Here is a 22802-nt window from a genome sequence, read left to right as displayed (position 1 = left end):
GGATTTTATCTATAATTCATGACCGCAACCATTGCCGACACAATCTATAATGCCCTGAGCCAGAAAATCATCACCGGCGATCTTCCTGCCGGTGAAAAGCTGCGTCAGGACCATATCGCGCGCGACTTTGAGACCAGCCATGTGCCGGTGCGCGAAGCACTGCTGCGGCTTGAGGCGCATGGATTGGCCAAAAGCGAGCCGCGAAAGGGCATGCGCGTCACCGCGTTGGACCCTGCCGAAGTGCGTGAGGTGATCGAAATGCGTGTCGCGCTGGAAACGCTGGCAATGCAGTATTCCGTGCAAAACATGACCCCATCTGCTCTGAAGGCCGCTGATGATGCACGAAAGGCGTGTGATGAGGCAGAGAGCATGCCTCAGTGGGAGGCGCGGAACAGGGTGTTTCATCGTGCCATCCTGACACCATGCGGGTTGCCCCGCCTTTTGCATTCTGTCGATGACCTGCACATCGCCAGTGCCAGGCACCTGTTTGCACATTGGCGGCCCAAATGGGTGCAGCGCGTCGATACGGATCACGCTGCGATCATTCAGGCGCTGAAGAGTAAAGACGTTTCCGCCGCAACCTCGATACTTGTGCGCCATATCCGTCGTGCCAGCTGATACTTTCTGCCATTGAAACGACGATCTGTGCCTCCTCAGAAGATTTGACTTGATTTTTAATAGATAAAAATGATGATCAATTCCGAATCTATGCAATATTATCTATAAAAAGAGAATGACGATGAAAGCCACTCTGCAATCCACCCTCCCGGCCGCCGGAGTAATAACCCCTGCGGGTCAGATCCTTCGTGTCGCGTTGGGTATTCTTCTTTTGACCGCCAGTGCAAAAGTCCAGGTGCCATTTTGGCCTGTGCCCATGACCCTTCAAGTCGCCGCTGTCATGGCTGTCGCCGCGGCATTTGGGCTGCGTCTCGGTTCTGCAACCGTGATCGGCTACATGGTCGCCGGGGCAGTGGGTTTGCCCGTGTTTGCCGGAACGCCCGAAAAAGGCATCGGGCTGGCCTATATGATGGGCGGAACCGGAGGTTATTTGCTGGGTTTCGTGGTCGCCTCGGTCATGGTTGGATGGGCAGCGGACAATCTGCGCAAACTGTTTCTGGTTCCGGCGATGCTGGCTGGGCTTGCGGTGATCTATGCGCTGGGTCTGGGTTGGTTGGCTCAGTTCGTGCCTGCAGACAAGGTTCTGGTTTACGGTTTCAGCCCTTTCATTCTGGGTGATCTCGTGAAGATTGCATTGGCAGCCGTTCTCGTGATTGGCCTGCCGACGGGTCTGATGCAGAAAATCCGTGGGCCGCAGCCAGATGCTTGATACCGGGCAAGATATCCGCAGCGATTGGACCGTGGATGAAGTGGAGGCGCTGATGCGCCTCCCAATGTTGGATCTGGTAGGTCGCGCAAATGTAATTCACCGGACGTATCACGATCCAAACGACATCCAAAAAGCCAGCCTGCTGTCGATAAAAACCGGAAGCTGTCCCGAGGATTGCGCCTATTGCCCGCAATCCGCTCATCATCGCGAGGTCGAGCTGACCAAGGAAAAGCTCATGAACCCTGCGCATGTCATCTCGCTTGCCAAACGGGCGCGCGATGCGGGGGCTGAACGGTTTTGCATGGGTGCTGCATGGCGTCAGGTGCGCGACGGCGAAGAATTCGACAATGTGCTGGACATGGTGCGGGGCGTGCGTGATCTGGGCATGGAGGCTTGCGTCACCCTGGGCATGCTCAAGCCACATCAGGCCAAACGATTGGCGGAGGCGGGACTTACCGCGTACAATCATAACCTGGATACTTCGCCGGAATTCTATGGCGAGATTATTGGAACTCGTACTTATCAGGATCGTCTTGAGACCCTCAGCTATTGCCGGGACGAAGGCATTGATCTGTGCTGCGGCGGCATTATCGGTATGGGTGAAAGCCTGCGGGATCGTGCCTCGCTGTTGCAGGTCCTTGCGAATTTTGACCCGCATCCCGAAAGCGTACCGATAAACGCGCTGATCCCGATCAAAGGCACGCCGCTGGCGCATCTAGAAAAGGTGGGCATTTTTGATCTGGTGCGCATGGTTGCGACCGCGCGGATCACCATGCCGCAAACACGGGTGCGTATGTCCGCAGGGCGGTTGGATTTTTCAACTGCCGAGCAGGCTTTGTGCTTTCTGGCTGGTGCAAATTCGGTTTTCTACGGCGATGTGTTGCTGACCGCACCCAATGCCGGAACCCAAAATGACCGGGATATGTTTGCCGCACTCAGCGCACTTACCGATGATTGACGCAAACCGAGGTATCCGCGTCGCATTGCGCCATGGGTCTCGCTTGCGTATAGGCCACATCAACGTGAACAGATTCTCTAGGGAGACGCCCCATGTCCAATGCGCAACTGGAAGCCGCCATCGAAGCCGCCTGGGAAGTACGTGACACAATCACCCCTGCGACCACCGGCGAGCAACGAGAAGCAATCGAAGACACGCTGAGCGCGCTGGACAGCGGTTCGCTGCGGGTGGCTGAAAAGCTCGATAGTGGTGATTGGCACGTGAACCAGTGGGCGAAAAAAGCAGTTCTGCTGGGGTTCCGCATCAAGGACATGGAAATCCAGACCGGAGGCCCGCAAGACGGCGGCTGGTGGGATAAGGTCGACAGCAAGTTCGCCGGCTGGGGAGAGAACCAGTGGCGCGCGGCAGGGTTCCGCGCCGTGCCAAACTGTGTGGTCCGCAAGTCGGCCTATGTCGCACCTGGTGTGGTGCTGATGCCCTCGTTCGTGAACCTTGGCGCTTATGTCGATGAAGGCACGATGGTTGATACCTGGGCCACCGTTGGTTCCTGCGCGCAGATCGGCAAGAACGTGCACTTGTCGGGCGGCGTCGGCATTGGAGGCGTACTGGAGCCGATGCAGGCCGGTCCGACCATTATCGAGGACAACTGCTTTATCGGTGCGCGTTCGGAAGTGGTCGAAGGCTGCATCGTCCGCGAGGGTTCGGTTCTGGGCATGGGCGTATTCATCGGTAAATCCACCAAGATCGTGGACCGCGAAACCGGTGAAGTCATGTATGGCGAGGTTCCGCCCTATTCGGTGGTTGTTGCGGGCTCGATGCCGTCCAAGAACAATGTAAGCCTGTATTGCGCGGTCATCGTGAAACGCGTCGATGAAAAGACCCGTTCGAAAACTGGGATCAATGAGCTACTGCGCGACTGATCCCCTCGTTTCAGTTTGAATAGGCCGCAGAGTGCATGCTCTGCGGCCTTTCTTATTTTGGCATGAACTCCAGCACTGTTTGCTGAAAGAAATCAATCGCCGCCTCACCTCCGGCCCCTTTGGCCAGAGGGCCGACTTGATATCGGGGCGATTGAAGGGCGCGCTGCATCTTTTCGCACACCCAGACATCCTCGGTCTGAAAATCCCCCGTCTCCAGTGGGTGCTGGGTCCAGTGAGAGGATTTGATCCGACCGGATTCCGGGTCGTATCCGGGTATGTCCGCCGCGCGATGCGTATAGGTGAACCAGCCTTTAGGCGACCAGTTTCTGACCCGCAGCAGAGTTGTGTTGGCGTCGACCGGTTCCATGGTCGATATCGAAAACCCCCAGGGGTTTGGCGTCAGGATCGTGGTCGGAAACAGCATGTAGACCCCACCATAGCCCGGCGTTTCGGCATTCCGTACCGTTTTCAGGCCGGACCCTTTGGCCGAGTTTTCAACAAACTGAGGGATACGATGTTTGACGCCTTCGCGCTCGGTCGACCACCAGACCATGTTGTGGCCAAAAACCTCCCAAAGATTCTTGTCATGGGTTGGCCCGCCCAACGTGTCTTTGTGCAGATAGGCCAGATGATAGCCGTCGATTGCATTTTCAAAGAAGACCTTCCAATTGCAGTTGATCTCATAGACCACGTCGTCGGGGTTCTCTTGTAGCTCGCTTGATGCCAGATCATGAGGCCAAGGTATTTGAGCCAGATCGCCAAGCCACGCGTCAAAGCTTTGATCCGGTTCTGGGTGAACAAAAACAAGGTTGCGGAAGACACCGACTGAGGCACCGAACAACGCGGTTGCCTTCTTGTCCAGATCCGGAAAGCACTCGCGCTGGGCTGGTACTCCGCGCAATGCGCCATCCAGATTGTAGACCCAGTTGTGATAAGGGCAGACAATGGTCTTGCCTGCGTTGCCGCAACCTTCCAACAACTCGGTTCCGCGATGGCGGCATTGGTTGTGGAAGGCGCGCAAGTCGCCATTTGCGTCCCGTATGACGATCAGAGCGTAGGCCCCGGCCTGAATCGTCCTGAAATCGCCGGGTTCGGTGAAATCCATAGTCACGCCGGCAAAACTCCAGCACTTGCTGAACAGGGTTTTCTGTTCGGCCTCATACCAACTGTCCGAGACATATGCCTCACGCGGCAGTTGTTGCTTGGGTTGATCCGGAAGTGCGTCAGGCGGCATTGTTGAGTCCGTTTATTGTCAAAAATGATAATCATCAATATTGACAATAAACCTTCGAATGTCCAGATTTCACCTTAAGATTTTTCTGAACCCGCTTGGAGGCAGGATGACTTTTATTCAAACCCTGAGGAATCAAAGGTGGATGACACTGCTAATTCTGGCGGCGCTTCTTGTCTCGACCTTCGCCGGGTATTACGGCCTTTGGGGTCTGTTGTTCATATTTTGGGGGCTCTTGGCGGTGCGCTCGGGGCAGGCCTTCTTGATCGAACCGATAAACCGCGCGACAGATCCGGCACTGTTCTGGTCGCTGACGGGTTTGTGGATCGGTTTGGGCGTTCTCTACGTTCTGGCGGATGTTTTTCCACCAGTTGCGAACGGATTCTGATGCCCCGTCCCAGTATGAAAGACGCCAGATCCGAGCAAATCCTGAACGCATTTATGCGTTGTGTCGCGCGGTACGGGCTGGATGGCTCGACCTTGGCGCGCATATCAGAAGAGGCGGGCGTCGGGCGGCCATTGCTGCGCCACTATCTGGGCAACCGGGATGAGATGGTTAGCAAGCTGCTAGATCACGTCCTGAAAGTCTTCGCGGATCAGGTTGAGGCGCTCTTCGACACTCTGCCGTGCACTGATCGGGTTGCAGCGATGCTGGACGCTTTGTTCGGACGCGGCACCTATTCTTCGGAAAGTGCTGCGGTTTTTGCCGCTTTGGTCGCAGCCTCAGAAAGACACGCGGATTTGCGAGAACCCTTGCTTGGGTTTGTCTATGACTTCGAGGCAAGGATCGCTGCTGAAATCATGAACGAACTGCCTGCTGCCAATGTGCAAGGGGTCCAAGCCGTGGCAGCTGGTATGTCCGCAATTTATTTCAATACGGATGCTGTGATGCCATTGCGACCCCGGGCGGAATGGCGCGACACGCAGCGCGTGGCAGCGCAGATGCTGTTGGACCACCTATACGCCAGCACCTGCGACTGAGTTGACCGTGCCATCGGGCCAGCGTATTGCGGGCACTATGGAAAAGCAGAAAAAACCTTCGCGCCAGCAAGTCTATACGTTGTTGGTTCAGATCGGTCGCAAAGATGGCGACGGCCTGCCCGAAGGCGCGACCGGGGCGGCGTTGATGTGTTTTGCCAGCGGCGTGGACGAGGCCGAAGCCGTGCGCGAGACAGTAGCGATCCTGAAGCAGGCCGATACTGCACCGCTGGATGTCACCGGCTATGGCACCCTGGCCGAGCGTGAGGCGCAAGGACATGATATCGATCCGGATGAGCGGGCATTGATGCAACGGGCGCTGGATGAAAACGCGGTTATCGTGGCACAGATGACGCCATTCTTCGGCGACGAGGAAACTGCTTAGTTTCTCACCCCGAACCACTTGCGATAGATTTCGTCATAGGTGCCGTCTTCGCGCAGGGACAGCAGCGCCTGATTGACGTCTTCGACCAATGGCGATCCGGTTGGAAATGCGATCCCATAGTTTTCACGCAGGAAGATGCCCCCGGTCATTGTCGCCATTCTGCGCCCTTCGTGGCTGGCATAATAGGACAGGATCGGAGCGTCGAAAACGACCGCATCCAAATCCTTATTCTCAAACGCGTTCAGCATGTCCTGCAGATCGCCATAGCCGGTATAGTCGATCTCGCGCCGGTTCAGGAAACTGGCGGCGGTTGAATCGGAAATCGTCCCGACCTGTTTGCCGTAAAGGTCGTTGACCGAATTGACGCTGCCGGTGATTGCGTCCACCGTCATCACCGAGGTGATCCGGGCCGTGAAAACGGAGACGATGAATAGGGATGACACCACCAGTACTACACCCAACAGGCGGCCAAACGGGGTGCGCGGCATCCGCTCTTCAAAGCCACCGTTCACCACCAGGTTGAGGGCCCACCAGAACGACGGGAACCACGCCTCATTCAATTTGCGATCAAAGTAGGGCTGCGCGCGTTTCTCAAAACTCCACATCAGCATGCCGCCACCAAGCAGGATCGCAAAGGCCAGCCCGATGGCGATGAACAATTCCCGAGACAGCAAAGCGTGCAACAGCGATGGCTGGCGAGCGGCCTCTGACGGGACCATGATCTGTAATCCGGCCTCAAATATCGGTTGTGTGAAATCCATTCGGGTTTCGCGCAAGGCGGTGATCGATATATTAGCGATCGCCAGATCGGCGGAGCCATCCTGAACCGCGCCCAACATTTCTCCAAATGTCTCGACGCGGTTGATCGAGTATTTCCAGCCGAGCGATTCAGACAGTGCCGCCAGAAGATCCATCGAGAAACCGGTCTGGGCACCGTCCTCGACAAATGAGAACGGAGGACGGGTTACCGTTGTAACCGTAAGAGACTGGGCCTGGCTTTGCTGCGCAAGAGTCGCGAAAGTCAGGCAGATCAATGCGAAGAAGACACGCTTCATGTGGAATCACCTGTTTCGCGGCCCTCTAACTCACTTAAGGGCAGCGCGGCAAGGCAGCCGCTGGGTCAACGCTCATGTTTTGTTGGGGTGCAAAATCAAGCCGCTTGGGCATTCGGTCTCGGAATTCGACTATTCGGGGTTGGCAATCCGGGCAATTCGTTGAATCTGTGCAGGAACACAGGCACCCATAAGGACAAGAGGCCCAATATGACCGATCCAGTTGAGCTGACAGCAAATCTGATCCGTTGCCCATCAGTCACACCTGATGAAGGCGGGGCATTGGTCTTGCTGCAGCAGGTGCTGGAGGAGGCCGGATTCTATTGCACTCGCGTAGATCGAGGTGGAACCTGCAACCTCTTCGCCCGGTGGGGGCAGAAGGGTCACGCGCGCAGCTTTGGCTTTAATGGTCATACGGATGTGGTTCCGGTAGGGGATGAAGCAGCCTGGACCATGCCCCCCTTTGGCGCCGAGGTCCGGGACGGGGTGATGTACGGCCGGGGCGCAACGGATATGAAATCGGGCGTGGCAGCATTTGCGGCAGCGGCTATCGATTTTGTGCGTGACACGCCCCCGGATGGGGCGGTGATCCTGACGATCACAGGTGATGAAGAAGGCGACGCACTGGATGGCACTGTTGCTTTACTGGATCACATGGCCGCAACGGATGAGCGGATGTCGGTTTGTCTGGTGGGAGAACCCACTTGCCCGAACACGATGGGCGAAATGATGAAGATCGGTCGGCGCGGTTCGATGACTGCGTGGTTCACTGTGACCGGAGTGCAGGGGCATTCGGCCTATCCGCATCGGGCGAAGAACCCGGTGCCAGCGATGGCACGGCTGATGGATCGGCTGGCCAGCCACGAACTGGATCAGGGTACCGACCACTTTGACGCCTCGACCTTGGCGGTTGTCACGATCGACACCGGTAATCCGGCGACAAATGTGATCCCGACGCAATGTTCTGGGACAGTGAATATCCGGTTCAATGAGCTGCATTCCGGGGCCAGTTTGAGCGATTGGTTGCAATCCGAGGCAGCCGCCGTTGCCGAGGCGTTCGGCGTCGATGTCGAGACCCGGATCAAGATTTCGGGCGAAAGCTTTCTGACCCCTCCCGGGCCGCTGTCTGATCTGGTGGCTCATGCTGTTAAGGCAGAAACCAATATCCGTCCACAGCTTTCGACCGCGGGTGGGACATCGGATGCCCGCTTCATCAAAGACCACTGCCCAGTGGTTGAGTTCGGTCTTGTCGGGCGCACCATGCATCAGGTCGATGAATGTGTCGAAGTGGCGCAAATTCATCAACTCAAGGCGATCTACACCCGTATTCTGACGGAATACTTCGCCTGATTCATGCAGAAAACGCTGGTCATCATGGTGAAAGAGCCACGTCCTGGGCGGGTCAAGACCCGTTTGGGGCGCGATATCGGCATGGTTGGAGCTGCTTGGTGGTTTCGGCACCAAACGCGTTCCCTTATCCTGCGTTTGCGCGATCCGCGCTGGCAGATAGTACTGGCGGTCTCTCCGGATCGGGAAGGAATGAACAGCCGTGTCTGGCCTGCCGATTTGCCACGCATGGCGCAAGGGCGCGGAGATTTGGGGGACCGGATGGGGCGGATGCTGCGCGCTGCCCAAAACGGGCCGGTTTGTCTGATTGGTGCGGATATTCCGGGAATCACACGGGGTCACATCGCGCGGGCCTTTCGCGCGTTGGGACAAGCTGAGATGGTGTTCGGGCCATCCCTGGATGGCGGCTATTGGTTAGTTGGTGCTCAGCGTTATGGCGCGTTGCCTTCGGGATTATTCCGCGATGTGCGCTGGTCAACGGAACACGCGTTGGAAGACACACTGAATTCGGTTCGCGGGTGCCGAGTAGCGTTGCTGGATAATCTGCGCGATGTGGATACCGTGGCCGATCTGCACGGCTGACATGAGGCACCGCTTTTTGACCATGACGCGGTCGCATGCCCGTGCTAGGCCAAACTCATGACACGCATTCCGACCAAGCAAGAGATCCTCGACTGGATCTCGGCGAACCCTACCCTGACCTCGAAACGTGATATCGCCAAGGCTTTTGGCATCAAAGGCGCGGATCGGATCGATCTGAAGCGTATCCTGAAAGAACTTGAGGCCGACGGCCATCTGGAAAAACGCAAGCGCAGCTATCGCGATCCGGATCGTCTGCCGCCGGTCAGCGTGTTGCAGGTGAAGGCCCCGAACGTAGATGGCGACCTGTTTGCGCGCCCGTTGGAATGGCACGGAGAGGGGGTCGAGCCCATCGTTCTGCTCGTAACGCGTGCCAGCGATCCGGCGCTGGGTGAGGGTGACCGCATTCTGGCCCGCCTGACCGTGGTGCATGAGGAAGATCACAATTACGAAGCCCGCTTGATCCGCCGCATCGGCACCAACCCGCGCAAGATCGTCGGCATTTTCCGCAAAGGGGCCGAAGGCGGGCGGATCGTGCCCATCGACAAGGCTGGTCAGACAGAATGGCTGGTCGCGGACGGGGCCGTTCTGGGGGCCAAGGATGGTGAGTTGGTTGAGGCCGAACAGGCCGGACCCAAGAACCGCATGGGTCTGCCGCGTGCGCGTATTGTTGAAAGGCTCGGCGATCCGACCGCGCCCAAGGCTGTCTCGTTGATCGCCATCCACCAACACGGTATTCCCGACGATTTCCCGGACAAGGTAATCGAAGAAGCCGACAAGGCCAAACCCGTTGGACTGAAAGGGCGTGAAGACCTGCGGGATATGCCCTTGCTGACCATCGATCCTGCGGATGCACGGGACCACGACGACGCCTGCTATGCCCATGCCGATGACGATCCCAAGAACCCGGGTGGCCATGTGATCTGGGTCGCCATCGCTGACGTCGCCGCCTATGTGAAACCCGGTACGGCGCTGGATCGCGAGGCACGCAAGCGAGGCAACTCCAGTTACTTCCCGGACCGCGTAGTGCCGATGCTGCCGGATCGCCTGTCCGGCGATCTATGCTCCCTGCACGAAGGCGTCCCGCGCGCTTGTATCGCGGTTCGGATGCAGATTGATGCCGAAGGCAACAAGATCGGCCACCAGTTCGTGCGCGGCCTGATGCGCTCTGCCGCCTCGCTGAATTATACCGAGGTGCAGGAGGCCATCGACGGCAACCCGAACGACCGCACCGGGCCGCTGTTGGATACGGTGCTGAATCCGCTTTATACCGCGTATGCTGCGCTGAAAAAGGCGCGTTCCGTGCGGCAGCCGCTGGAGCTGGACCTGCCTGAACGCAAAATCGTACTCAGCGATACGGGTGAGGTGACCAGCGTCGCGTTCCGTGACCGGCTGGATGCGCATAAGCTGATCGAGGAATTCATGATCCTCGCCAATGTCGCCGCTGCCGAGACCCTGATCACCAAACGCCGCCCGCTACTGTTCCGCGTCCACGAAGAGCCCGCGCCCGAAAAGCTGGAAAGCCTGAGAGAGACGGCGCAGGCGGCGGGATTAAATCTCGCCAAAGGGCAGGTATTGCAGACCCGACATCTGAACGCGCTGCTAAACGCCGCCGCTGGTACCGAGGATGCGGAGCTGATCAATCTGACGACCCTGCGGTCGATGGCGCAGGCCTATTACAACCCCGAAAATTTCGGCCATTTTGGGCTGGCTCTGCGGAACTATGCGCATTTCACTTCTCCCATCCGGCGCTATGCTGATCTGATCGTGCATCGCGCGCTGATCTCAGCCCATGGCTGGGGCAAGGACGGTTTGACCGAGGATGAGATTGCACGGTTGGAAGAAACGGCAACCCATATCTCGGATACCGAGCGCCGCTCGATGATGGCCGAGCGCGATACGACTGATCGCTATCTGGCGGCCTATCTCAGCGAGAGGGTCGGCAATGAGTTTTCTGGCCGGATCAGCGGTATTGCCCGGTTCGGTGCCTTCGTGAAGATGGACGAGACCGGAGCGGACGGTCTGGTTCCAGTGCGTTCGCTGGGGCGAGAGTTTTTCCATTTCGACCGAGAGGCCGGGACGCTGATGGGCTCGGACACCGGGCTGATCATCGCCATTGGCCAGCGTGTCACGGTGCGGTTGACCGAGGCGACGCCGGTGACGGGCGGATTGGAATTGGAGTTGTTGTCCATCGATGATCAGGCGCTGCCGCGCGGCCGTGGCCCCGCCAAGCGCGGAACGCGGCGCAAGGCCGCCAGCACCAAGCGCAAGAAGGACAAGATCAAGCGCAAGGTCGAACGCAAACGCCGTCAGAGGTGATAAGTAAGCGCGCGCGCAATCAGCCAGCCATGGCGCGTAGGATCAATCTGATCGGGCCGGTCGAACAGAATCGCGCGATTGCCGTCGATCCGATCCTCTCCAGGAAAGGCGGAGGTAAAATCCCCCATCAGTCGGCTTTGGCAGTGTACGAACAACGCAAAGCAAGCCGCCTTGTGTCCGCCCAAACGAATCGTCGAGCCTTTGGGCGCCAGATAGGCGGGCTGGCCCCACCGCAACGCTTCTTCCAGAGGCTGAGCGCGTGGCAGCGAGGCCGCAGTTTCGAAGATCAACTCGCGCAGCGCTAGTGCCCCATTGCGCGTCTCTTCCGGAAGCGCCTCATAGGCTGCAGCGACTTTTTTGTCCTCAAAGGCTGTCATGATAGCGGGATCGCCTGCTCCATTCGGTCGATATATCTGTTGAGCAGCTTATCTTGTTTAATCCGACGGGTCAGGGGGGTGTCTGATGGTGTCGCGCGCATCGCCGCCAGCATTGGACCGACGCTCATGTCCGCCGAGGTAGGTTTCTCTCCCATCAGATAAGGCGATTGCCAAAGATAGGCCGAGATCGCCTCAAAGTCGCGCTCCAGCCGGTCTTGTCGTTCGACGGGCGAAAAGCGGGATACACCTTGAAACGCGAGCCCCTTGAGAACGGATTTCCGGATCGAATTCGAAACCGGCTTGCGGATCAGTGCGGGAATGACGGTAAAGAATGTATCGCGCAGGATTGGCCAAACCTCATCATTGGCCCAACGGTCCTGCACGACATGAAAGTAAAGGTGTTCCTCGGCCATGCGGACCAGTGCGCGGGACTGGGCTTTTTGCAGGTCGGTCAGGCCAGCATCGAAATCGGCCCCCTGAGCCTCAAGCCAGTCGCGGATCAGGTCGCTGTCCGGAATCAGACGTTCAGGCGTGCGAAGAACCGGCAGCTTCTGGTGTGGCATCTTGCGTGGGTCCAGCAGATCGGACCGTTGCCAGCGCAGGCCCGCGTTTTGAAGCATCAGGGCCGTTTTCACACAGAATGGGCTGGCGCTGAACAGGCCAAAGGCGGAGGGGAAGGTGAGAAGGGTCAGCATCATCAGCTCCATAGTTGGGACGCCTGATGGATACGCCGGACTGATGACATATTCTGACATTAGGCTTAGAGTAGAATATACTATGTCCCGCACCGCCCGTCTTTTTCAGTTGATGCAGGCCCTACGATCTGGCCCCTCGCCCAGGACGTCGGTTCAATTGGCGCAGGATTTAGGCGTTTCGCCGCGCACAGTGCACCGGGATATCGATGCATTGCGTGGCCTCGGGGCGATAATCGACGGAGAGGCCGGGTTCGGGTTCACCCTAATCGAGGATGCCACCCTACCGCCGTTGGGTTTCACCAATGATGAGCTCGAAGCGCTGGTGTTGGGCTTGCGCGAGGTGCAATTGATCGGAGACCCGGCGCTGTCGGATGCCGCAAGTGCAGCCTTACGCAAGCTGCAGGGCCGATTGCCGCAGCGCCAGTCGCACCGATTGAGCCACGCCGTTTTGACCGCCACGCGATTTGACAGGCCGGCCGTGCCAACCATCGATGTCGCCGAACTGCGCCAAGCCGCGTGGGACGAACGCGTGATCGAGTTCGCCTATACCGATGCCAAAGGCGCAGACACCCGTCGTCGGGTCAATCCGCTGAGCATCGTCTATATGGACCGTGCCAGCGTATTGCTGAGTTGGTGCCACCTGCGACAGGATTTCCGAGTGTTTCGGCTGGATCGTATGCAGGGCATGGATGTGACCGAGGATAGCTTCCGACCCAATCGCGTATTGCTATTGCGTGATGCCATTGCCCGTATTCGTGCGGAACGTGAGGAACAGGTTCAGGAAACCTGACGCTCTGCGTTTTGAGAAATCCCGATTGTGCGCTATCATCGGCTCTGAGCAGTAATCAGGATAAAACGGAATGCGTAAGTGTGTAGGTGGCGTTATGACCGCCGCATTATGGGCATCCATCGTGCAGGCGGATACAACAGACAATTCGATACGGCCTCTGGCCCGACCTTTGGTCGACAATGTGCAACTGGCCTCGGCGGACGTGACGGTCTCGGTACGGCCCGTGCTGCGGCCTAAGGTCGAGGTGCAACGTGTATCGGCAGACGGGAATGCCCGATTTCAGGCTTGGCTGGGGGCATTTCGCAAGCGGGCGCAAGAGCAGGGCATCTCGGTCAATACGCTGGATCGGGCGTTGGCTGGGGTGACCTATGACAGTGACATCATCAAACGCGATCGCAATCAGGCGGAGTTTTCCAAACCGATCTGGGAATATCTGGACGGAGCGGTTTCAAAAACGCGGATTTCCAACGGTCGCGTTGGACTAGACAAGCACCGAGAGACTTTGACCCGGATCGAAGCCCAGTACGGCGTCGAAAAAGAGGTCGTGACCGCGATCTGGGGTCTTGAGACTTCGTTCGGCACCTACCGAGGAAGCAAGCAAACCATTCGGTCGCTGGCGACTTTGGCCTTTGATGCTCGACGAGCAAGCTTTTTTGAGGGACAGCTGATCGCCGCGTTGCAGATACTGCAGGCAGGGGATGTCGACCCTGAGAATATGGTAGGCAGCTGGGCTGGGGCGATGGGGCATACACAGTTCATGCCGACCTCGTTTCTTGATTACGCGGTTGATTTCGATGGAGATGGGCGTCGCGAGATCTGGTCGGATAATCCAACTGATGCCTTAGCATCAGCTGCTTCCTATTTGGCAAAACATGGATGGACCAAAGGCCAACCTTGGGGGGTCGAAGTGCAACTACCATCCGACTTTGACTACGCCAACGCGCGGCGAGATTTCACTCTGATGCCGTCGGAATGGGCGGCCCGTGGGGTTCTTGATTACTCGGGCAAGGCAGTGCCCGATCACGGGCAAGCAGCAATCTTATTACCGGCGGGTGGTCGGGGTGTCGCCCTGATGATCTTCAATAATTTCAAAGTGATCGAGGCCTACAACGGCGCCGATGCCTATGTGATCGGAATCGGGCATCTGTCCGACCGGCTTGCAGGAGGCTCTCCGTTTGAGGCCGATTGGCCGCGTGGCGATCGCGTATTGAGCTTTACTGAAAAGAAAGAACTACAGCGTCGGCTGACTCAGGCGGGCTTCGATACACAAGGGATCGATGGGCGCACCGGGCCAAATACGATTAACGCGGTGCGCGCGTTTCAGGTTGCTCAGGGGTTGATCCCGGATGGATACCCGTCGCTCGGCCTGCTGGAAAGGATGCGCTGATAATCAGGGCGACCCAATTGGGTCGCCCATGATCTAATGATCAGGACGCAGGCTTCATCAGACCTTTTTCGTTGATTTCAACCAACGCATCATCCAACGATTTTTGAATGCGCACGAACATCTCGTCGATTTCGGCCGGGGTAATGACCAACGGCGGAGAGATGACCAGGCGGTCGTCCACATGACGCATGATCAGATTGTTTTTGAAGCAATGTTCGCGGCAGATATATCCGATCGTGCCGGGATCTGATGCGAACTTGGCTCGGCTTGCCTTTTCAGGCGTCAATGCGATGGACCCCATCAAGCCTGCGATCTTTGCCTCTCCGACCAGCGGATGCTCGACCAATGCGTCCCAATTCTTTTTCATATAGGGCGCGGCCACGTTGCGCACGTGATCGACGACGTTTTCTTCTTCGAGGATGCGCAGATTTTCGAGCGCAACTGCTGCGGCAACCGGGTGGCCGGAATAGGTGTAGCCATGGTTGAACTCGGTGGCGCTGATGACACGGGCGACTTCGTCGCAGACGATCGACCCGCCAATAGGTGCATAGCCTGAGCTAAGGCCCTTGGCGATTGTCATGATATGTGGTTTGATCCCGACGGTTTGCGAGCCAAACCAGTTGCCGGTTCGGCCAAACCCGCAGATCACCTCATCCGCGATCAGCAGTATATCGTACTTGTCGCAGATGCGCTGAATTTCGGGCCAATATGTGTCGGGTGCGATGATCACGCCGCCTGCGCCCTGCACAGGTTCGGCGATGAAGGCAGCGACGCGATCTTCGCCCAGTTCCTGAATGGCTTCTTCCAGCTCGCGCGCGCGGGCAAGGCCGAATTCCTCGGGGCTCATATCGCCGCCTTCCGCCCACCAGTTCGGCTGGTTGATATGGTGGACATTCGGGATTGGAATGCCGCCCTGCGCATGCATTCCTGCCATGCCACCCAACGACGCCGATCCAACAGAAGAACCGTGATAGGCATTCTTGCGGCTGATGATGATGTTCTTGTCCGGCTGACCTTTTTCGGCCCAATAGGTGCGCACTAGACGGATGTTGGTGTCGTTGGCCTCGGACCCGCTTCCGGCAAAGAAGACATGGTTCAGATCATCTGGCGCAAGCTCAGCCAGTTTTGCAGCCAGCGCAATGGCGGGCGTATGGGTCGTCTTGAAGAAAGTATTATAATACGGCAGCTCGCGCATTTGACGTGCGGCTGCATCGGCCAGTTCGTTGCGGCCATATCCGATATTCACGCACCACAATCCGGCCATACCATCCAGAATTTCATGACCTTCGCTATCGGTCAGATAGACGCCCTTGGCACGGGTGATGACCCTGACACCTTCGTCTGCCAGCGCCTCATTGGTTGAAAAAGGATGCAAATGGTGTGCTGCGTCCAGCGCCTGCAATTCGGCAGTGGGCATGTGATTGGTGATGGTAGACATCTCGGATTCTCCAGCAAGCGTCGTTGCCAGATAGAATATGATCAAATTTTATGCTGTCAATCGAATCGCTGGTTTCTAGGTGCTTGGCAAAGCATCGCCCATCATTCCCATACCCTGCTCAATGTCCTGCGCTGTTGCTAACGCGGCCTTTTCTGCATCTCGCTCACGTAGCGCGGCAATAATGTCTTTGTGTCTGTCGGGCAGGCTTTGAGTGCCGAAGCGACCGCAAACGATGCGCAACGAAGGGCCGAATCGCAGCCATAGCCGTTCGGCTAGATCAACAAGTATCGGAGCGTCCGCATGGGAATACAAAGATTGGTGAAAGGCGTGGTTCAAACGCAGGTAACCCCCTACATCCCCATCCGCGATCATATTGTCCAATCGTTGATCCAGCTGCTCAAGATAGTCGATCTCGGTTATAGATATGTTCTTTGTGGATCGCCTGGAAAGCTCTGTTTCTATTGAAATTCTTGCGAAAATCATCTGCTCGATGTCGTTGGCTGAAAGCAGCGGGACGCTCACGCGACGATTGCCCTGAAAAATGAGCGCGCCGTCGGAAATCAGACGGCGTATTGCCTCGCGCACCGGAGTCATGCCGACACCAAGCGAATCAGTCAGGCCCTGGATCGTGACCGGCTGCCCGGGCACGAGATCGCCAAACAGAATCTGGGATTTCAGTGTCCGATAGACCTGTTCGTGCGCTGGGCGTTTTTCTTCATCTACCGGAGGTGTATCTGCTTTATTTTTGATCAAATCCAAAAGGTTTGCCTCAATCCATGTGTTTCTGTCTTGCCAGAATCTTCACCTATTCCGACCATAGGTGAAACCGTCGTGAAACGCAAAACTTGATCAAATCCAAAAAAAGGTCAAAATGGCCGCACAGTTGCAGGGAGAAAAATATGAAACTGAAAACGCTGGGGATGACAGCGATCGTCGCATTGGGGACTTCGGCCGCGTTTGCTGAAGAAGTGCGCGTCTATAACTGGTCCGACTACATCGACGAAGATCTGCTGAGCAAATTCGAAGAAGAAACAGGGCTAACCCTGATCTACGATGTGTTCGACAGCAACGAGGTTCTGGAAACAAAAATGCTGGCCGGTGGGTCAGGCTATGATGTGGTTGTGCCTTCAGGCACTTTCCTACAACGCCAGATCCAGGCCGGCGCATTCCAGGAACTGGATGCCGCCAAGCTGTCGAATGCAGGCAACCTATGGGATGTGATCCAGGAACGAACCGCAGGGTATGACCCCAACAACGCCTACTCGATCAACTATATGTGGGGCACGACAGGTATCGGGTTGAATGTCGGCAAGGTCAAAGAAGTGCTGGGCGACGATGTTGCGCTTAACAGCATGGATCTGGTGCTCAAGCCCGAGAACATGGAAAAGCTGGCCTCGTGTGGGGTGCATTTCCTCGACGCACCGTCTGAGATCATTCCGATGGTGCTGCAGTATATCGGCGAAGACCCTGACAGCCACGACACAGACGTAATTGGGAAAACCGAAGAGATTCTGACCAGTGTGCGCCCGTATGTTCAGAAATTCCATAGTTCGGAATACATCAATGCGCTCGCCAATGGTGATATCTGCGTTGCTGTCGGCTGGTCGGGCGACATCTTGCAGGCACGCGACCGTGCGGCGGAAGCGGATAACGGCGTGGAAATTGAATACCATCCCTTTGCGGAAGGCTCGCTGATGTGGTTTGACCAGATGGCTATTCCGGTCGACGCACCAAACCCCGAAGGCGCGCACCAGTTCCTGAACTTTATCCTGGATGCCAACAACATGGCTGCGGCGTCGAACTATGTGTACTACGCCAACGGCAACAAGGCCTCGCAGGAGTTTCTTGAAGAGGACGTGATCGGTGATCCGGCGATCTATCCGGATGATGCGACCATGCAGAACCTCTACATCACCACACCTTATCCGGCAAAGACCCAGCGGGTGGTGACACGTCTCTGGACCAAAGTGAAATCAGGCACCTGATCTGATCAAAGCGCAAGGCGGGCCCACTGCCTTGCGCCATTTTTATCCTGACCGATAAACGGGGGCCGCCTTGAATTCTGAAGTCTTTGCGCCGTGGGATGACCCGCAGGCGAAACCCTTGATCCAGTTCCAGAACGTCACCAAGCGTTTTGGCGCATTCACCGCAATCGACAATCTTTCATTGGATATCTACGAGCGTGAGTTCTTTGCGCTGCTCGGCCCGTCGGGCTGCGGCAAGACCACGATGATGCGGATGCTGGCCGGATTCGAAACCCCCACCGATGGTCACATCCTTCTGGGCGGACAGGATATCGACCCGATCCCGCCCAACAAACGGGCGGTAAACATGATGTTTCAGTCGTATGCGCTGTTTCCTCATCTCAGCATCTGGGATAACATCGCCTTTGGCCTGCGCCGGGACAACATGCCCAAACGTGATCTGGAAGAGCGGGTCGATGAGATGCTGCGCCTAACCCGGCTGGAACAGTTCGCACGCCGCAAGCCGCACCAGATCTCGGGTGGTCAACGCCAACGCGTTGCGCTGGCCCGGTCATTGGCCAAAGCACCAAAACTGCTATTGCTCGACGAACCTTTGGGCGCTTTGGATAAGAAACTCCGTCAGGATACCCAGTTCGAGTTGATGGACATTCAGGAAAAAACCGGCACGACCTTTGTCATCGTGACGCACGATCAGGAAGAGGCGATGACCGTTGCCAGCCGAGTGGCCGTGATGGATCAGGGCAAACTGATGCAAGTGGCAACTCCAGATCGCATCTATGAGACGCCAAACTCGGTTTATGTTGCTGATTTCATTGGGGATGTGAATATCATTGAGGGACGCGCTACCGCAGCAGGCGACGAAAGCTATCAGATCGAGTGGGCAGAAGGGCAACCCCCGTTAGCGGCGTCTTCCGCGACCCAACTGTCCAATGGTCAGAGCTGTCATCTGGCGATCCGGCCTGAAAAGGTCGCGATCTCTGCCGAGCGCCCGGTCGATGCGATCAACGCCATTCAAGGCAAGGTGCATGACATCGCCTATCTGGGCAACTTGTCGACCTATCATGTCGAACTGCCAAACGGCACGATTATCAAAGCGCAAACAGCGAATACCCGCCGCATCTCGCGCCGCTCGTTCACCTGGGAAGACCCGGTTTGGCTGTCCTGGACAGCGACTGCCGCAGTTCTGCTGGAAAACTGATGCGCCGCGCTGTTCTTATCGCTGTCCCGTATGTCTGGTTGCTGGCACTGTTCTTGGTGCCGTTCTTTATCGTCCTAAAGATATCGCTTTCAGACACCGCACTTGCCATTCCGCCCTACACTCCGACGCTGGACCTGTCCGCAGGTTGGGCGGGTATCAGGGATTTCTTCAGTCAGCTTGATCTGGAAAACTTTGTCTGGCTGACTGAAGATGATCTTTATTGGAAGGCCTATCTGTCCAGCGTAAAGATCGCGCTGATCTCAACGGTGTTGACGCTGATTGTCGGGTATCCGATCGCATATGCGATGGCGCGCGCACCTGAAGAGTGGCGACCTACATTCATGATGCTGGTCATCCTGCCGTTCTGGACTTCGTTCCTGATCCGGGTTTACGCATGGATGGGTATCCTCAGCAACGAAGGCTATCTGAACCAGCTCTTGCTTTGGACAGGCATCATCTCAGCGCCGCTGACCATTCTGAACACGAATACCGCAGTTTATATCGGTATCGTTTATACCTACCTACCTTTTATGATCCTGCCGATTTATTCGTCGCTTGAACGGATGGACGGGTCGCTGATCGAAGCCGCTGAAGACCTTGGGTGTTCGCGTCTGCAGGCATTCTGGTTGATCACAATCCCCTTGTCGCGCCCCGGTATTATCGCGGGCTGCTTCCTCGTGATGATTCCGGTGATTGGGGAATTCGTAATCCCCTCGCTACTGGGCGGATCGGGGACCTTGATGATCGGTAAGGTGCTGTGGGAAGAGTTCTTCTCGAACCGCGATTGGCCCGTCGCCAGCGCGGTGGCCGTGGTTCTGTTGCTCATCCTCGTGATCCCGATTGTGCTGTTCCAGCGCAACCAGCAAAAGCAGACGGAGGCAGAACAATGAACAGGCTGAGCTGGTTCAACACTGTCTCACTGACGCTGGGATTTGCCTTTCTGTATATCCCGATGATCATCCTGATCATCTTCAGCTTCAACGAAAGCAAGCTAGTCACTGTTTGGGCCGGTTTTTCGACCAAATGGTACGGCGAGTTGATGCAGAACGAAGCCTTTCTTGATGCAGCCTGGGTCACGCTGCGTGTGGCTGTGTTCTCGTCAACGTTGGCCACGATTCTGGGCACCGCAGCAGCTTACGTTCTGGTGCGCGGCGGACGGTTCTTTGGGCGCACGCTGTTTTCCGGGATGATCTATGCCCCGCTCGTGATGCCCGAAGTGATCACGGGTCTGTCGCTGCTGTTGTTGTTCATTGGCATCGGATTGGACCGGGGGATCTTGACCATCGTTCTGGCGCACACGACGTTTTCGATGTGTTTTGTCTCGGTCGTCGTATCCTCGCGTCTTGTGACCTTTGATCGGTCGTTGGAAGAGGCGGCGCTGGACCTGGGCTGCTCTCCGGCGCAGGCGTTTCGTCTGGTCACACTGCCAATCATCGCGCCTGCAGTGATTTCGGGATGGCTGCTGGCTTTCACCCTATCGCTGGATGACCTTGTGATTGCCTCGTTTACATCTGGACCTTCTGCCACCACGTTGCCGATCAAGATTTTCTCGGCTGTGCGTCTGGGGGTCAGTCCAGAGATCAACGCGCTGTCGACGTTAATGATCGCGGTTGTCACGGTGGGCGTTATTACCGCGTCCCTGGTGACCAAGCGGGCGATGGTTCGGCAGAAACAGGATGAGTTGGCCGCGGCAAGCGCTGAATGAGGCGTATATTTCCTGATTATGCCTACGGCCCCGCGCCACGCGCGGGGTGTTGGTGGGATGAGACGATCGCGACCCCTGCTTGGCCAAAGCTCGAAGACGATATCAGCGTTGACGTCGCCGTCATCGGGGGCGGGTTTACCGGCTTGTCCGCCGCATTGCATCTGTCCGAGGCAGGGGTTTCGGTCGCTGTGTTCGAGGCGGAAACACCGGGCTGGGGGGCGTCCGGTCGAAACGGGGGCTTTTGTTGTCTGGGCGGGTCAAAGCTCAGCAAGGCTGGTCTGACCCGTCGCTATGGTCAGGTGGCAACGCAGGCCTATTACCAAGCGGAAGAAGACGCCGTTTCACTGGTTGCTGACCTTCTGCGTGATAACCAAATCGACGCCGAAACGCATTCCAAGGGTGAAACTCAACTGGCCCATTCACGGCGCGCGATGGAACGATTGCGCCGGTCGGCCGATCCGGCCGGACAATTGCACGAAATCGGCGAACTGAGGAGCCTTGGGTTGGGCGGTGCGTTTTTCGGCGGCTATACAACTCCGATTGGTTTTGCCCTGAACCCCCGAAAGTATCTGTTCGGCTTGGCAGGCGCTGCCCAGGCAAAGGGCGCAACTCTGTTCCAGAACAGCCCGATCACGCAGATCAAACAGGCCACCTCGGGATTCGTGCTGACCTCGCCTGCGGGTCACGTTCGTGCTTCGAACGTTCTGTTGTGCACAAATGGCTACTCAAGCGAGGATCTGCCGCCCTGGTTGGCCGCGCGTTATATGCCTGCACAGTCAACGGTTCTTGTGACGCGGCCTCTGACTGATGTCGAGCTGCAGGCGCAAGGCTGGACGTCGGATCAGATGGCCTATGACACGCGTAATTTGCTGCACTATTTCCGATTGATGCCCAATCGACGATTTCTGTTTGGGACACGAGGGGGGCTGCTTTCATCCCCTGGGGCTGAGGCGCGCATTCGGCAAAAGGCCTTCGGGGATTTCAGGCGGATGTTCCCCGCCTGGGACACGGTCGATGTCACACATAAGTGGTCCGGCATGGTTTGCCTTGCCCGGAACCTTGTGCCCTTTGTGGGCCCGGTTCCTGAGCATCCGGGGATGTATGCAGGGTTTGCTTACCACGGCAATGGTGTGGCGATGGGAACCTATTGTGGACGTGCTTTGGCGCGACTGGTGCTGGGGCAATCCGCAGACATTCCGTCCCCTATTGCGGGTGCGCCGGGGCGGTTTCCCTTTGGCCGTTGGCGTCGCGCTGTCATGCCGCCAGCCTATGCGTATCTGGGTCTGGCGGACCTATAGGGCCTCAACTTCCAGCTCATACCCAATGGCATAATCAGCCGCACCGTTTTCGGCCCGCCAAAGACAATAAGCTGCCATGCGCCAGGCAAACCAAGGCCTCAATGACAGATAGCGTTCGGTGATATCGGGTTGGTCGTAGGCCTTAAGAAACAGCGTCTCTTCGGCCTCGGACAAGGGCGCGCCACGATAGAGTTGCTGCATCGCAGGTGAAAGGAATATCGCCAAGTCTTCACATGGGTCACCGAAGGCCGGGCATTGCCAATCGATCAGCGTCAGCCCATTTTTCGATTGCAAGATGTTTCCCGCGACCGGATCGCCATGGATCAAGCACCGCGCGGATAACGGCGGTACTTGGGCCTGAGGTTTTTTTGCAAGCAACGATCGCCGCTCTTCCGCGTGGCAATCAGCCAGAATTTGACACGCGTGCTGTTCCAGATCTTCGCTGCCATTGCAGCCGTTAGGGAGGTCCAGATTGACCGGAATTTGGTGCAACCTTCCAAGCAGATGGGCCACGCCCGAAACATCGTCCTGCCAAGGGACGCCCGGTGCGTGGTCATAGTAGACCCAGCTGTCGTCTCCAAAGGAACCCGTGGCACGTAAATTGGGCACGAAGCCAAAGCTGTTGAGCGTGCGCAGACATTCTGACTCAAGCCGGGCATCGTTGCGAAACAAGGGGTTCTGAAACCCGGTGCTGAATAACTTCAGAACGGCATCACTATTGCCGGACAAAACCTTCCAGACATGATTGGTCCGCCCACCGTACAACACCTCGAAGGTCACGTCGTGGCGGATCAAACCTTGGGTGCTGAGCTGGGCAACAAGACCCGGGGGAG

General features: G+C 57.1%; 24 protein-coding genes. 17 read left to right on the top strand and 7 right to left on the bottom strand.

All coding sequences use genetic code 11. The features are described 5' to 3' along the window. Positions 1–18: 18 nt before the first annotated feature. The 4 genes from ACR0MJ_RS08420 to dapD all read left to right on the top strand — a co-directional run bounded on the left by ACR0MJ_RS08420 (position 19) and on the right by dapD (position 3205). Entirely contained in the window at positions 19–618 is a 600-nt protein-coding gene (locus ACR0MJ_RS08420) for a GntR family transcriptional regulator (protein WP_170625755.1), read from the top strand. Positions 619–739: 121 nt separating this feature from the next. Next, positions 740–1327 carry a biotin transporter BioY gene (locus ACR0MJ_RS08415; RefSeq protein WP_480705905.1) on the top strand — a complete coding sequence of 196 codons (588 nt, stop codon included), beginning with the start codon at positions 740–742 and terminating at the stop codon, positions 1325–1327. Then, positions 1320–2285, top strand: coding sequence for a biotin synthase BioB (gene bioB, locus ACR0MJ_RS08410; RefSeq protein ID WP_480761036.1), 966 nt, complete (start codon positions 1320–1322; stop codon positions 2283–2285). The genes ACR0MJ_RS08415 and bioB overlap by 8 nt, the downstream gene beginning before the upstream one ends. A gap of 92 nt (positions 2286–2377) precedes the next feature. Then, positions 2378–3205: a 2,3,4,5-tetrahydropyridine-2,6-dicarboxylate N-succinyltransferase gene (dapD, locus tag ACR0MJ_RS08405; RefSeq protein WP_170399035.1), complete on the top strand. Its 828-nt coding sequence runs from the start codon at positions 2378–2380 to the stop codon at positions 3203–3205. 52 nt (positions 3206–3257) lie between these two features. On the opposite strand, the gene ACR0MJ_RS08400 is transcribed toward dapD, so the two are convergent. Further along, positions 3258–4439: an aromatic ring-hydroxylating oxygenase subunit alpha gene (locus ACR0MJ_RS08400; RefSeq protein ID WP_170514911.1), complete on the bottom strand. Its 1182-nt coding sequence runs from the start codon at positions 4437–4439 to the stop codon at positions 3258–3260. Positions 4440–4581: 142 nt separating this feature from the next. Here ACR0MJ_RS08400 and ACR0MJ_RS08395 point away from each other — a divergent pair, with 142 nt between their 5' ends. The 3 genes from ACR0MJ_RS08395 to ACR0MJ_RS08385 are packed head-to-tail and all read left to right on the top strand — an operon-like array spanning position 4582 to position 5799. Further along, complete coding sequence (locus tag ACR0MJ_RS08395) at positions 4582–4824, top strand: hypothetical protein (RefSeq protein WP_255611946.1); 243 nt, start codon at positions 4582–4584, stop codon at positions 4822–4824. Then, positions 4824–5417 (top strand): TetR/AcrR family transcriptional regulator, encoded by a 594-nt coding sequence (locus tag ACR0MJ_RS08390; RefSeq protein WP_170399028.1) that lies wholly within the window; start codon positions 4824–4826, stop codon positions 5415–5417. The genes ACR0MJ_RS08395 and ACR0MJ_RS08390 overlap by 1 nt, the downstream gene beginning before the upstream one ends. 37 nt (positions 5418–5454) lie before the next feature. After that, the gene (locus ACR0MJ_RS08385) at positions 5455–5799 is read left to right on the top strand and encodes a hypothetical protein (RefSeq protein WP_170399025.1); all 345 of its coding nucleotides are present in this window, start codon (positions 5455–5457) and stop codon (positions 5797–5799) included. Here the strand turns inward: ACR0MJ_RS08385 and ACR0MJ_RS08380 are convergent. Next, positions 5796–6854: a transporter substrate-binding domain-containing protein gene (locus ACR0MJ_RS08380; protein ID WP_170514903.1), complete on the bottom strand. Its 1059-nt coding sequence runs from the start codon at positions 6852–6854 to the stop codon at positions 5796–5798. The two genes, ACR0MJ_RS08385 and ACR0MJ_RS08380, sit on opposite strands and share 4 nt — an antisense overlap. Positions 6855–7061: 207 nt before the next feature. Here ACR0MJ_RS08380 and dapE point away from each other — a divergent pair, with 207 nt between their 5' ends. Genes dapE through rnr form a run of 3 tightly spaced genes read left to right on the top strand, consistent with a single transcriptional unit; the run spans position 7062 to position 11096 of the window. Next, positions 7062–8201: a succinyl-diaminopimelate desuccinylase gene (gene dapE, locus ACR0MJ_RS08375; protein ID WP_480760519.1), complete on the top strand. Its 1140-nt coding sequence runs from the start codon at positions 7062–7064 to the stop codon at positions 8199–8201. Between the two features lie 3 nt (positions 8202–8204). Beyond that, positions 8205–8780, top strand: a complete 576-nt coding sequence (locus ACR0MJ_RS08370; protein ID WP_480760514.1) for a TIGR04282 family arsenosugar biosynthesis glycosyltransferase — start codon at positions 8205–8207, stop codon at positions 8778–8780. A 57-nt stretch (positions 8781–8837) separates the two neighbouring features. Then, positions 8838–11096, top strand: coding sequence for a ribonuclease R (gene rnr, locus ACR0MJ_RS08365; protein ID WP_480760511.1), 2259 nt, complete (start codon positions 8838–8840; stop codon positions 11094–11096). Here rnr and ACR0MJ_RS08360 read toward each other — a convergent pair. Together ACR0MJ_RS08360 and ACR0MJ_RS08355 are read right to left on the bottom strand one after the other, a co-directional pair. Beyond that, positions 11087–11473 (bottom strand): DUF1801 domain-containing protein, encoded by a 387-nt coding sequence (locus ACR0MJ_RS08360; protein ID WP_170406797.1) that lies wholly within the window; start codon positions 11471–11473, stop codon positions 11087–11089. The genes rnr and ACR0MJ_RS08360 overlap by 10 nt on opposite strands. Beyond that, positions 11470–12168: a glutathione S-transferase family protein gene (locus ACR0MJ_RS08355; protein ID WP_480567956.1), complete on the bottom strand. Its 699-nt coding sequence runs from the start codon at positions 12166–12168 to the stop codon at positions 11470–11472. Before ACR0MJ_RS08355 ends, ACR0MJ_RS08360 begins: the two co-directional genes overlap by 4 nt. An 82-nt stretch (positions 12169–12250) precedes the next feature. On the opposite strand from ACR0MJ_RS08355, the gene ACR0MJ_RS08350 reads away from it, so the two are divergent. Beyond that, complete coding sequence (locus ACR0MJ_RS08350) at positions 12251–12958, top strand: helix-turn-helix transcriptional regulator (protein ID WP_480760505.1); 708 nt, start codon at positions 12251–12253, stop codon at positions 12956–12958. 70 nt (positions 12959–13028) lie between these two features. Further along, a complete protein-coding gene (locus ACR0MJ_RS08345; protein ID WP_480760502.1) occupies positions 13029–14345 on the top strand; it encodes a lytic murein transglycosylase in 1317 nt (438 codons plus the stop codon). A 40-nt stretch (positions 14346–14385) separates the two neighbouring features. On the opposite strand, the gene ACR0MJ_RS08340 is transcribed toward ACR0MJ_RS08345, so the two are convergent. Beyond that, a complete protein-coding gene (locus ACR0MJ_RS08340) occupies positions 14386–15783 on the bottom strand; it encodes an aspartate aminotransferase family protein (protein WP_480760500.1) in 1398 nt (465 codons plus the stop codon). Positions 15784–15858: 75 nt separating this feature from the next. Next, the gene (locus ACR0MJ_RS08335) at positions 15859–16542 is read right to left on the bottom strand and encodes a GntR family transcriptional regulator (protein WP_170406782.1); all 684 of its coding nucleotides are present in this window, start codon (positions 16540–16542) and stop codon (positions 15859–15861) included. A 140-nt stretch (positions 16543–16682) separates the two neighbouring features. On the opposite strand from ACR0MJ_RS08335, the gene ACR0MJ_RS08330 reads away from it, so the two are divergent. The 5 genes from ACR0MJ_RS08330 (at position 16683) to ACR0MJ_RS08310 (ending at position 21969) form a co-directional block, all read left to right on the top strand. Further along, on the top strand, positions 16683–17768 hold the full coding sequence (locus tag ACR0MJ_RS08330; RefSeq protein WP_170398992.1) for a polyamine ABC transporter substrate-binding protein: 1086 nt from the start codon (positions 16683–16685) through the stop codon (positions 17766–17768). Between the two features lie 70 nt (positions 17769–17838). Further along, on the top strand, positions 17839–18966 hold the full coding sequence (locus ACR0MJ_RS08325; RefSeq protein WP_170425908.1) for an ABC transporter ATP-binding protein: 1128 nt from the start codon (positions 17839–17841) through the stop codon (positions 18964–18966). Then, positions 18966–19856, top strand: coding sequence for an ABC transporter permease subunit (locus ACR0MJ_RS08320; RefSeq protein WP_170406776.1), 891 nt, complete (start codon positions 18966–18968; stop codon positions 19854–19856). Before ACR0MJ_RS08325 ends, ACR0MJ_RS08320 begins: the two co-directional genes overlap by 1 nt. After that, positions 19853–20671 carry an ABC transporter permease gene (locus tag ACR0MJ_RS08315; protein ID WP_170398984.1) on the top strand — a complete coding sequence of 273 codons (819 nt, stop codon included), beginning with the start codon at positions 19853–19855 and terminating at the stop codon, positions 20669–20671. Before ACR0MJ_RS08320 ends, ACR0MJ_RS08315 begins: the two co-directional genes overlap by 4 nt. Beyond that, entirely contained in the window at positions 20668–21969 is a 1302-nt protein-coding gene (locus ACR0MJ_RS08310; protein ID WP_480760498.1) for an NAD(P)/FAD-dependent oxidoreductase, read from the top strand. Before ACR0MJ_RS08315 ends, ACR0MJ_RS08310 begins: the two co-directional genes overlap by 4 nt. Here the strand turns inward: ACR0MJ_RS08310 and ACR0MJ_RS08305 are convergent. Then, positions 21964–22764, bottom strand: a complete 801-nt coding sequence (locus ACR0MJ_RS08305; RefSeq protein WP_480436344.1) for a phosphotransferase family protein — start codon at positions 22762–22764, stop codon at positions 21964–21966. The two genes, ACR0MJ_RS08310 and ACR0MJ_RS08305, sit on opposite strands and share 6 nt — an antisense overlap. Positions 22765–22802: the final 38 nt, after the last annotated feature.

The organism is Ruegeria sp. C6 (assembly GCF_056537625.1).
Note: the sequence above shows the minus strand (reverse complement) of the source record. Positions and strands in the feature narration are given on the sequence as shown.

What these genes read in the sequence shown, in the direction of transcription:
- ACR0MJ_RS08420 (WP_170625755.1), top strand. Translation starts at nt 19, where the DNA reads ATGACCGCAACCATTGCCGACACAATCTATAATGCCCTGAGCCAGAAA.
- ACR0MJ_RS08415 (WP_480705905.1), top strand. Translation starts at nt 740, where the DNA reads ATGAAAGCCACTCTGCAATCCACCCTCCCGGCCGCCGGAGTAATAACC.
- bioB (WP_480761036.1), top strand. Translation starts at nt 1,320, where the DNA reads ATGCTTGATACCGGGCAAGATATCCGCAGCGATTGGACCGTGGATGAA.
- dapD (WP_170399035.1), top strand. Translation starts at nt 2,378, where the DNA reads ATGTCCAATGCGCAACTGGAAGCCGCCATCGAAGCCGCCTGGGAAGTA.
- ACR0MJ_RS08400 (WP_170514911.1), bottom strand. Translation starts at nt 4,439, where the DNA reads ATGCCGCCTGACGCACTTCCGGATCAACCCAAGCAACAACTGCCGCGT.
- ACR0MJ_RS08395 (WP_255611946.1), top strand. Translation starts at nt 4,582, where the DNA reads ATGACACTGCTAATTCTGGCGGCGCTTCTTGTCTCGACCTTCGCCGGG.
- ACR0MJ_RS08390 (WP_170399028.1), top strand. Translation starts at nt 4,824, where the DNA reads ATGCCCCGTCCCAGTATGAAAGACGCCAGATCCGAGCAAATCCTGAAC.
- ACR0MJ_RS08385 (WP_170399025.1), top strand. Translation starts at nt 5,455, where the DNA reads ATGGAAAAGCAGAAAAAACCTTCGCGCCAGCAAGTCTATACGTTGTTG.
- ACR0MJ_RS08380 (WP_170514903.1), bottom strand. Translation starts at nt 6,854, where the DNA reads ATGAAGCGTGTCTTCTTCGCATTGATCTGCCTGACTTTCGCGACTCTT.
- dapE (WP_480760519.1), top strand. Translation starts at nt 7,062, where the DNA reads ATGACCGATCCAGTTGAGCTGACAGCAAATCTGATCCGTTGCCCATCA.
- ACR0MJ_RS08370 (WP_480760514.1), top strand. Translation starts at nt 8,205, where the DNA reads ATGCAGAAAACGCTGGTCATCATGGTGAAAGAGCCACGTCCTGGGCGG.
- rnr (WP_480760511.1), top strand. Translation starts at nt 8,838, where the DNA reads ATGACACGCATTCCGACCAAGCAAGAGATCCTCGACTGGATCTCGGCG.
- ACR0MJ_RS08360 (WP_170406797.1), bottom strand. Translation starts at nt 11,473, where the DNA reads ATGACAGCCTTTGAGGACAAAAAAGTCGCTGCAGCCTATGAGGCGCTT.
- ACR0MJ_RS08355 (WP_480567956.1), bottom strand. Translation starts at nt 12,168, where the DNA reads ATGCTGACCCTTCTCACCTTCCCCTCCGCCTTTGGCCTGTTCAGCGCC.
- ACR0MJ_RS08350 (WP_480760505.1), top strand. Translation starts at nt 12,251, where the DNA reads ATGTCCCGCACCGCCCGTCTTTTTCAGTTGATGCAGGCCCTACGATCT.
- ACR0MJ_RS08345 (WP_480760502.1), top strand. Translation starts at nt 13,029, where the DNA reads ATGCGTAAGTGTGTAGGTGGCGTTATGACCGCCGCATTATGGGCATCC.
- ACR0MJ_RS08340 (WP_480760500.1), bottom strand. Translation starts at nt 15,783, where the DNA reads ATGTCTACCATCACCAATCACATGCCCACTGCCGAATTGCAGGCGCTG.
- ACR0MJ_RS08330 (WP_170398992.1), top strand. Translation starts at nt 16,683, where the DNA reads ATGAAACTGAAAACGCTGGGGATGACAGCGATCGTCGCATTGGGGACT.
- ACR0MJ_RS08320 (WP_170406776.1), top strand. Translation starts at nt 18,966, where the DNA reads ATGCGCCGCGCTGTTCTTATCGCTGTCCCGTATGTCTGGTTGCTGGCA.
- ACR0MJ_RS08315 (WP_170398984.1), top strand. Translation starts at nt 19,853, where the DNA reads ATGAACAGGCTGAGCTGGTTCAACACTGTCTCACTGACGCTGGGATTT.
- ACR0MJ_RS08310 (WP_480760498.1), top strand. Translation starts at nt 20,668, where the DNA reads ATGAGGCGTATATTTCCTGATTATGCCTACGGCCCCGCGCCACGCGCG.